Genomic DNA, 1,119 nt, shown 5'->3' with positions numbered 1-1,119 from the left:
AGAGGTCGTTTTCTCCCCTGAGGTGCGCTTTGACCTGCACTCTCTGACGGTGGGTTGTCGTTTCGGCGGTGCTGGTGGGAGCGAGGTGACGGATGCGCTGGACGGTGTGACGGCTGGGACGGATTGCGGCTTGCGCCTGTCTCATCCCAAGACGCCGGTCCGCGTGCTTCCGCCGCCGGCGGTGCACGCCTGGGCGCACGCCCCTGGCTGGCGGTATGTCCAGGTCATGGCCGAACGTCGCCCGTATCCGAGTGATCTGTCCGATGCCCGCTGGGAGTTGATCGAACCGGTGCTGTCCGCCTGGCGGGCCGAGCGGCGCCGACATGCACTGAACATCGGACGCCCGCCCGAGCACGATCTGCGCGAGATCATGAACGCGGTCCTCTACGTGGACCGCACCGGCGTGCAGTGGCGCTACCTCCCGCACGACCTCCCGCCCTGGGAGACCGTGTACGGCTACTTCGCCAAGTGGCAGCGCGATGGCGTGTTCGCCCAGCTCACCGGCGTGCTGCGCAGACTGTTACGACAGAAGCAAGGCAAAGACGCGGAGCCCTCCGCCTGCGTGATCGACGCGCAAAGCGTGAAGACCTCAACCAGCGTCCCAGCCGCCGGGCAGGGCACCGACGCGGCGAAAAAGATCGTGGGCCGCAAGCGGAGCATCGTCACCGACACCCTCGGACTGCTGCTTGCGGTGCTGGTCACGGCCGCGAGCGTGCAGGACTCCATCGCCGGCACTCACCTGATCGACCAGGTGGCCGCAGCCCACCCCTCGGTCCGCAAGGTGTGGGTCGACGGCGGGTACCGCCAGCACCTCGTCGAGCACGCCGCCCGCCTTGGTATCGACATGGAAATCGTCCAACGCGCCCCCGGCATCAAGGGGTTCACGCCGCTGCCCAAGCGCTGGACCGTGGAGCGGACCTACGGCTGGCTGATGTTCCACCGCCGCCTGGCCCGCGACTACGAAACCCTCCCAGCCCGCTCCGAAGCCATGATCCAGCTGGCCATGACCGATCTGATGGCCCGCCGCCTCACCGACGAAGCCACCATCTCCTGGCGCGACCCGACACCACAGGATCAAACACCCATTCCGGGATGAAACATCGGGAGAAAACGACCTCT

1 protein-coding gene is annotated in these 1,119 nt (G+C 67.1%); it reads left to right on the top strand.

From position 1 onward, the window contains the following. Positions 1-226: 226 nt before the first annotated feature. On the top strand, positions 227-1,096 hold the full coding sequence (locus K4G64_RS39275; protein WP_221760621.1) for an IS5 family transposase: 870 nt from the start codon (positions 227-229) through the stop codon (positions 1,094-1,096). Positions 1,097-1,119 lie beyond the last annotated feature (23 nt).

It is taken from the genome of Streptomyces sp. WAC04114, assembly GCF_019733245.1.
Lineage (GTDB): Bacteria > Actinomycetota > Actinomycetes > Streptomycetales > Streptomycetaceae > Streptomyces > Streptomyces massasporeus_A.
The sequence above is the reverse complement of the archived record's forward strand: the minus strand, read 5'-3'. Positions and strand labels throughout refer to the sequence as shown.

What these genes read in the sequence shown, in the direction of transcription:
- K4G64_RS39275 (WP_221760621.1), top strand. Translation starts at nt 227, where the DNA reads ATGGCCGAACGTCGCCCGTATCCGAGTGATCTGTCCGATGCCCGCTGG.